A 7,898-nucleotide genomic window follows, 5' to 3' on the forward strand; every position below is an offset into this window, starting at 1 on the left:
ACCCGGGGCCTCCGCGAGCACGTAGGCGCCCTTGGTCGCGTTGTCGGCCGAGGCGAGCGTGTCGCCGGAAGCCGCGCCCTCACCGCGTTCGAACACCGGAATGTTCTGACGCGTCAAAGCGAGGCCGGCAGGGCCTGCCTGCCGACGCAGCAGCTCAAGCCACACGATCGAGGTCTCGTTGGCGTCGGCCGGGCGCACCACCGTGAGGTTCGGGATCGCGCGCAGGGAGGCAAGCTGCTCGATCGGCTGGTGGGTCGGGCCGTCTTCGCCGAGAGCGACGGAGTCATGCGTCCAGACGAACAGGCTCGGAACGTTCATGAGCGCTGCCAGACGCACGGCGGGGCGCATGTAGTCGCTGAAGATCAGGAACGTGCCGCCGAACGCGCGGGTCGGGCCGTGTAGCACGATGCCGTTCACGATCGCGCCCATCGCGTGCTCACGGATTCCGAAGTGCAGCACCCGACCGAACGGGTTGCCCTTCCATTCCTGCGTCGACCACTCGGTCGGAATGAACGACGGCGAGTCCTTGATCGTGGTGAGGTTCGACTCGGCGAGGTCGGCCGAGCCGCCCCACAGCTCGGGCAGCTCAGCGGCGAGGGCGTTGATGACCTGTCCGGAAGCCGCACGTGTCGAGACATCCTTGCCCGACTCGAACACGGGGAGGGCAGAGGCGATGTCCTCCGGCAGCTCGCCTGCCTCGAGCCGGTCGAGCAGCGCCTTGCGCTCGGGGTTCGCGGTGGCCCAGGCATCGAACGACTCCTGCCAGGCGGCGCGCTGCTGAGCGGCGCGGTCGGCGAGTCCGCGGGTGTGCGCGATGACGTCGTCGGCGATGACGAAGTTCTGGTCAGGGTCAAAGCCCAGCACCTTCTTCGTCGCGGCCAGCTCGTCGGCGCCGAGTGCCGAGCCGTGGATCTTGCCGGAGTTCTGCTTACCGGGTGAAGGCCAGCCGATGATCGTCTTCAAGATGATGAGCGAGGGCTTGTCGGTCTCGCCCTTGGCCGCCTCGATCGCCGAGTGAAGCGCCTCGATGTCCTCGACGTACTCTCCGGTCTTCTTCCAGTCGACGGTCTGCACGTGCCAACCGTATGCCTCGTAGCGCTTGGCGACATCCTCGGAGTAGGAGATGTCGGTGTCGTCCTCGATCGAGATCTGGTTTGAATCGTAGATCGTGATGAGGTTGCCCAGCTGCTGGTGGCCAGCCAGCGAGCTCGCTTCGCTGGTTACACCCTCTTGCAGGTCGCCGTCGCCGGCGATGACGTAGACGAAGTGGTCGAACGGGCTCGTGCCTGCCGCGGCATCGGGGTCGAAGAGCCCGCGCTCGTAGCGAGCTGCGTATGCGAAGCCGACGGCGGAAGCAAGGCCCTGACCGAGCGGTCCGGTCGTGATCTCAACGCCCTGGGTGTGTCCGTACTCCGGGTGACCCGGTGTCTTGGAACCCCACGTGCGCAGTGACTTGAGGTCGTCGAGCTCGAGTCCGAAGCCACCCAGGTAGAGCTGAACGTACTGGGTGAGCGAGGAGTGGCCGACCGAGAGAATGAAACGGTCGCGGCCCAGCCAATCGGTATCTGTCGGGTCGTGGCGCATCACCCGCTGGTAGAGCAGGTACGCCGCCGGCGCCAGGCTCATCGCAGTGCCGGGGTGACCGTTACCGACCTTTTCGACAGCATCCGCCGCCAGAATTCGCGCGGTGTCCACCGCGCGTCGATCGATTTCAGCCCACTGGAGTTCCGTCACGGTCATGCCCTTTCCAACAACATCGGGGGCGCCCGGATTCCACGAGCGCTTCCGCAACGTCACGGGAGGGCACAGCGCCGGGCGCGCGAGTGAGTTTCAGCTTAGCGGTGTGAAGGGGATGACGAAACGACTCTTACGGTGTGAGACACTCTCGCGCCTGGGACTAGAATGAGAGGGTTGTCGGAGTGTGCTCGGAGGAGGCGATCGATATCTCGACCATGTCGCACGCGACGGCGGTGAAGCGGCCGATCGGTCAGACCATCAAGGCGTACGTCGCCCTTACGAAACCCCGCGTTCTCGAATTGCTGCTCGTCTCGACCGTGCCGGTCATGTTCCTCGCCGAGGGCGGGATGCCGAACCTGTGGCTTGTGTTCGCAACCGTGATCGGCGGCGCGATGAGCGCTGGCTCGGCGGCTTCATTCAACATGTATCTCGACCGCGACATGGACGCGCACATGCGCCGCACCGAAGATCGCCCGATCATCACCGGTCAGGTATCGCCGCGCGCCGCTTTGATCTTCTCGTGGGTGCTCGCCGTGGCATCCACCGTCTGGCTCTTTCTGACGACCAACTGGGTCGCCACCGTTCTGTCGGTCTCGGCGATCTTCTTCTACGTCGTGATTTACACGATGATCCTCAAACGACGCACCGAGCAGAACATCATCTGGGGTGGCATCGCCGGATGCTTCCCGGTCCTGATCGGCTGGTCGGCCGTCACGGGAGACATCGCGTGGCCAGCCGTCGTGCTCTTCGTGCTGATCTTCCTGTGGACTCCGGCTCACTACTGGCCGTTGTCCATGAAATATCGCGACGACTACTCCGGCGCTGACGTGCCGATGCTCGGTGTCACACGCAATGCCTCCCAGGTCGGGCTTCAGGTCATTCTCTACGCTTGGGCGACCGTGGCGTGCTCGTTGCTGCTGATTCCCGTCGGCGAAATGGGCATCGTCTACAGCGTGTCCGCCGCCGTTTTCGGCGGATGGTTCATCTACGAATCACACCGGCTCTACAACCAGGCCGTGCGTGGACACGCCCCGCGACCGATGCGGGTGTTCCACGCTTCGATCAGCTACCTGACGCTGTTGTTCGTCGCGGTTGCGATCGATCCGCTGCTGCCGTTCTGATCCTCGAGGGTCGCTGGGTCGCTTTCGGTCGCTCCGTCCGGTTCGTCTGCCGCATCCGGTTCGATCTCCGCATCCGGTTCGATCCGTGTCGCGCTGACGGTCGCTGAGCCTGTCGACGGGGTCGTGCTCGAAGCATCGGCGGCGACGACAGCGACGCGGGGGATGAGCGCCTTCGCCGCGTTCACGACGAGTGACAGGAAGATTCCCACGAGCCCGGCAGCGAGCAGCGCGGCACCCGAGGTGATCCAGGCTTGACCGACGTATACCTCGACGTTGGTGGCGGTGCCATCCAGAATCGTCGTGAGCATCGTGGTGGTGCTGTCCCACACCAGCCATCCGCCGAGGGCGGTCGCGGCGACGGACAGGATGAGGAGCAGCCAGAAGGACGTGCTGCGTGACAGTGATGTTGCGTTCATGCGCACACGTTCGTCGATGAACCCATGCGCGCGCTATGCGCCGGTGATGTGCGAGGTGTATGGCCTCAGGGGTTTGCCTCGACGGGTTTCTTGAGGCGCAGCACGGCCACGGTATACGCGGCCGCCGACAGCGCGGCGAGCACCATGTGGATTCCGACGAGCAGCGGGGGCAACCCTTCTCGCGCCTGCCAGACGCCGACAGCGATCTGCACGAGTACGGCAAGGGCGAGCACCGAGAGCCATCGCGCAGGCTGGAGATGCAGTATCCATGCGATGGTCGTCACGATCAGCACGAGGGCGCCGAGAATATAGCCGGGCCACGAATGCACGTGGGCGAGGAAGGTCGCGTCGAAACCCTCGCGGATCACGTCGATATCGCCCGAGTGCGGGCCGGATCCGGTCGTGAGCACGCCGAAGAAGATCGTGACGGCCAGTGCGAGGCCGGTGATGTGGGAGAGGCCGGCGAACCAGCCTGGCACGGCGCGCTGTCGGGGCATGCCAGGCGCATTCAAGCGAGCCAGGAACGCGGCTGTCACGCACACCAGCAGCAGGGAAGATGCGTAGTGGAACCCGACGATCCACGGGTTCAGTCCGGTGAGCACGGTGATGCCGCCGACGAAGGCCTGCGCGACCACGCCGATGAGGACGATCCACGCCAGAGCGACGAGATCTCGCCGCGTCGAGGCTGCGCGTAGCGAATGGATGGCGCCGGCGATGGTGCCGACCAGCAGCCCCAGCGCGAAAAAGGAGAATGCCTCGTCGGTGAAGAAAAGCGCGACCGCGTAGGAGCACACGCCCGCTGCGATCGAGCCCAGGGCGAACCAGAGTGCGGCCTTGAGCAGGCGCGACGAGCCGACAGCGTGCAGCGTGAGCAGGAGCACGGCGATCGCGAGAAGGCCGACGACGCCCGTCATCGTGCGATTGCCGAACTCGATGATTCCGTGGATGCCCTGTTCTGCGGTCGGTACGAGCGATTCGGCCGTGCACAGCGGCCACTCCGAGCAGCCGAGCCCAGAGCCGGTCAACCGAACCGCTCCGCCGGTGCCGATGATGATGACCTCGGCGAGGAACGAGAGCCAAGCCAGCACGCGCAGGGGACGGGTGAGGGTGACGGGTGCGATTTCGTCGTTCCCGGTGCGAGGGGCGGGATCGACAGGCGCGCTGGTTTCGGGCATAAGTCCTCCGGTTCGCGCCGGGGCACCGGGAGCGACCCGGATGTCAGGGGGAACCTGTAGAATCGGATTGTTGTGATGTAGGCGCTGTGCGCGAAATGCATCATCAACAGTTTAGGCGCGAAGACTGCGCTTGTGATGAGGCCCACCAGCGGCACCCATACCCTCGACTACTCGACGGGGCTGTGGCGTGTCGGGGCGGCTGATACCGTTGCGGCCCAACAAGGAGAGTGTGATGTCGGATGTTCTGATCGACCGCCCGGAGCTCGATGGTCTGGGGGTGTACGAGTTCGGCTGGCACGACGGCGACACGGCCGGTGCGAGCGCGAAGCGCGGCATCTCTGACGCCGTCGTGCGCGATATCTCGTCGCTGAAGAGCGAGCCCGAATGGATGCTGAAGACCCGTCTCAAGGGGTATCAGCTCTTCGGGCGCAAACCCATGCCGACCTGGGGTGCCGACCTCAGCGGCATCGACTTCGACAACATCAAGTACTTCGTCCGCTCGACCGAGAAGCAGGCGCAGTCGTGGGAAGACCTGCCGCAGGAGATCCGCGACACGTACGAGAAGCTCGGCATTCCCGAGGCTGAGCGTCAGCGCCTCGTCGCGGGCGTCGCCGCGCAGTACGAGTCCGAGGTCGTGTACCACCAGATCCGCGAAGACCTTGAGGCGCAGGGCGTCATCTTCATGGACACTGACACGGCCCTGCGGGAACACCCCGAGTTCTTCGAAGAATACTTCGGCACGGTCATTCCCGCCGGAGACAACAAGTTCGCCGCTCTCAACACGGCCGTCTGGTCAGGTGGGTCGTTCGTGTACGTGCCCAAGGGCGTGCACGTCGAGATCCCGCTGCAGGCCTACTTCCGCATCAACACCGAGAACATGGGCCAGTTCGAGCGGACGCTGATCATCGCCGACGAGGGCAGCTACGTTCACTACATCGAAGGCTGCACGGCCCCGATCTACAAGTCGGACTCGCTGCACTCGGCGGTCGTCGAGATCATCGTGAAGAAGAACGCACGCGTTCGCTATACGACGATCCAGAACTGGTCGAACAACGTCTACAACCTCGTCACCAAGCGCGCTGTCGCCCACGAGGGCGCCACGATGGAATGGGTCGACGGCAACATCGGCTCCAAGGTCACGATGAAGTATCCGTCGATCTATCTGATGGGCGAGCACGCCAAGGGTGAGACGCTTTCGGTGGCTTTCGCCGGTCCCGGTCAGCACCAGGACGCCGGCGCCAAGATGGTGCACATGGCGCCGTACACGCAGTCGTCGATCGTATCCAAGTCGATCGCTCGCGGCGGCGGTCGCGCCGGCTACCGCGGGGAAGTGCGTGTCGATCCGGTTGCGCATCACTCGTCGAACTCCGTCATCTGCGACGCCCTGCTGGTCGACACGCAGTCGCGCTCCGACACGTACCCGGCTATCGACATCCGCGTCGATGACGTGCAGCTCGGCCACGAGGCTACGGTCTCCAAAGTCAGCGAAGAGCAGCTGTTCTATCTGATGAGCCGCGGCATGGAAGAGACCGACGCTATGTCGATGATCGTGCGCGGCTTCATCGAGCCCATCGCGCGCGAGCTGCCGATGGAGTACGCGATGGAATTGAACAAGCTCATCGAGATGGGCATGGAAGGATCGGTCGGCTAAATGGCGGCCCAGACGACAGCGTCCAGCGAGACGCAGCACACGAACGCGCACATCGACCCGGCGGCTCAGGTCGCCGACGCCGGCTTCGTGCCGGTTCAGACCCGCTCTGAGCGTCCGCGTTCATTCGAGCCGGCTGACTTCGGCACGCCGACCGGTCGTGAGGTCAACTGGAAGCACACGCCGGTCGCGCAGCTGACGGCGATGTTCACACCGGCAGAGCAGAACGACGGCGTGGCGTACCAGGTCGAAAGCGGCGAGCAGTACGTCGCCGCATCGCTGGCCGCCGGTCAGAGCCCCCGCGGCGAGTTCTTCGTCCCAGAAGACATCATCGCGGCGGTTGCATGGCAGGGGACGACCGACGGGATGCACGTGCGTATCCCGCGTGATGAAGAGGTCGCCGATCCGGTTCTCGTGACCATCACGGGGCTGGGCGCCGATAAGCGCTCGGATGCGCACATCGTCGTAGAGGCGTTGGAGAACAGCTCCGCGACGGTCGTGCTGCGTCACGTCGGGTCCGCGCAGTACGCGCAGAACGTCGAGATCATCGCTCGTCCGGGGTCTCGCCTCACCGTGATCTCGGTGCAGCGCTGGGACGATGACGCCGTTCACGCCGCATCGCATCAGGCGCGCGTCGACAAGGACGCGCTGCTGAAGCATTTCGTCATCAGCTTCGGCGGCGGTGTCGTGCGCGTCAATCCCAACCTCGAGCTTGCGGGCACCGGTTCGGAGGGGCGCATGTACGGCCTCTCCTACGCCGATGCGGGTCAGCACCTGGAGAGCCAGGTGTACCTGCATCACAAGGGCGCAAACACCACCGGCGACGTGCTCTACAAGGGCGCGCTGCAGGGTGAGAGCGCGCACAGCGTGTGGATCGGCGATGTGCTTATCGGGGCGGACGCCACCGGCACCGACTCATACGAAGCGAACCGCAACCTCGTGCTCACCGAGGGGGCGCGCGCCGACTCGATCCCGAACCTCGAGATCAAGACGGGCGACATCCAGGGCGCCGGTCACGCGAGTGCGACCGGCCGATTCGACGACGAGCAGCTCTTCTACCTGCAGGCTCGTGGAATCGATGAGGAAGAGGCGCGGCGTCTGGTTGTGCTCGGTTTCCTCAGCGATGTCGTGCAGCGTCTCGGCATCCCCGACCTGGAAACCGAGCTTCTCGCAGCGATCGAGGCCGAGTTGGCCGAGGCCGAGGCATGAGTGCCCAACGGGCCTGCAGTGCGAGCGAGCTTGAACAAGACACGCCCCTGCGCGTCGAGCTCGACGGCGTTCCGATCGCGATCGTGCGTGATTCGAACGACGAGATTCACGCGATCGGCGACACCTGCACACACGGCGAGATCTCGCTGTCCGAGGGATTCGTCGAAGGCGACACATTGGAATGCTGGGCCCACGGGTCGGCGTTCTCGTTGCGTACCGGTGTGCCGCAGAATCTCCCCGCTTATGAGCCCGTCCCGGTCTACGTCGTCGAGATCGATGGCGACGACGTGCTCATCGATCCGACTGTCACGAAAGACGTGTCATAGACACGCTCTGCGTTCGACCAGCTTTCACCTGACGAAGGAAATCCGAAATGTCTGTTCTTGAAATCCGCGACCTGCACGTCTCCGTCGAGACCGAAGCCGGCGCCACCCCCATCCTCAACGGCGTCAACCTCACCATGAAGACAGGGGAGACCCACGCCATCATGGGCCCCAACGGCTCGGGCAAGTCGACGCTCGCCTACACGATTGCCGGTCACCCGAAGTACATCGTCACCGGCGGCACGATCACGTTCGACGGGGAGGATGTC

8 protein-coding genes are annotated in these 7,898 nt (G+C 64.6%); 5 read left to right on the forward strand and 3 right to left on the reverse strand.

The genetic code is table 11. The features are described from left to right. Window positions 1-1,734, reverse strand: a 1,734-nt coding sequence (locus tag Q1J95_RS12480; protein ID WP_300268035.1) for a transketolase, incomplete at its 3' end; no start/stop codon positions are given. Window positions 1,735-1,952: 218 nt separating this feature from the next. On the opposite strand from Q1J95_RS12480, the gene Q1J95_RS12485 reads away from it, so the two are divergent. Continuing rightward, window positions 1,953-2,858, forward strand: coding sequence for a heme o synthase (locus Q1J95_RS12485; RefSeq protein ID WP_300268037.1), 906 nt, complete (start codon window positions 1,953-1,955; stop codon window positions 2,856-2,858). Here Q1J95_RS12485 and Q1J95_RS12490 read toward each other — a convergent pair. Both Q1J95_RS12490 and Q1J95_RS12495 read right to left on the reverse strand, forming a co-directional pair. Then, window positions 2,804-3,274, reverse strand: a complete 471-nt coding sequence (locus Q1J95_RS12490) for a hypothetical protein (RefSeq protein WP_300268025.1) — start codon at window positions 3,272-3,274, stop codon at window positions 2,804-2,806. The two genes, Q1J95_RS12485 and Q1J95_RS12490, sit on opposite strands and share 55 nt — an antisense overlap. A 65-nt stretch (window positions 3,275-3,339) precedes the next feature. After that, window positions 3,340-4,449 (reverse strand): COX15/CtaA family protein, encoded by a 1,110-nt coding sequence (locus Q1J95_RS12495; protein ID WP_300268026.1) that lies wholly within the window; start codon window positions 4,447-4,449, stop codon window positions 3,340-3,342. Between the two features lie 232 nt (window positions 4,450-4,681). Here Q1J95_RS12495 and sufB point away from each other — a divergent pair, with 232 nt between their 5' ends. The 4 genes from sufB to Q1J95_RS12515 all read left to right on the forward strand — a co-directional run. Then, window positions 4,682-6,100 (forward strand): Fe-S cluster assembly protein SufB, encoded by a 1,419-nt coding sequence (gene sufB, locus Q1J95_RS12500; RefSeq protein WP_300268028.1) that lies wholly within the window; start codon window positions 4,682-4,684, stop codon window positions 6,098-6,100. Further along, window positions 6,101-7,306: a Fe-S cluster assembly protein SufD gene (gene sufD / locus Q1J95_RS12505; protein ID WP_300268029.1), complete on the forward strand. Its 1,206-nt coding sequence runs from the start codon at window positions 6,101-6,103 to the stop codon at window positions 7,304-7,306. Next, a complete protein-coding gene (locus Q1J95_RS12510; RefSeq protein ID WP_300268031.1) occupies window positions 7,303-7,632 on the forward strand; it encodes a non-heme iron oxygenase ferredoxin subunit in 330 nt (109 codons plus the stop codon). Before sufD ends, Q1J95_RS12510 begins: the two co-directional genes overlap by 4 nt. A 47-nt stretch (window positions 7,633-7,679) precedes the next feature. Beyond that, the coding region (locus tag Q1J95_RS12515) for an ATP-binding cassette domain-containing protein (protein ID WP_300268033.1) at window positions 7,680-7,898 on the forward strand (219 nt) is incomplete at its 3' end.

This window comes from Microbacterium sp., assembly GCF_029263575.1.
In the GTDB taxonomy this organism is placed as follows: domain Bacteria; phylum Actinomycetota; class Actinomycetes; order Actinomycetales; family Microbacteriaceae; genus Microbacterium.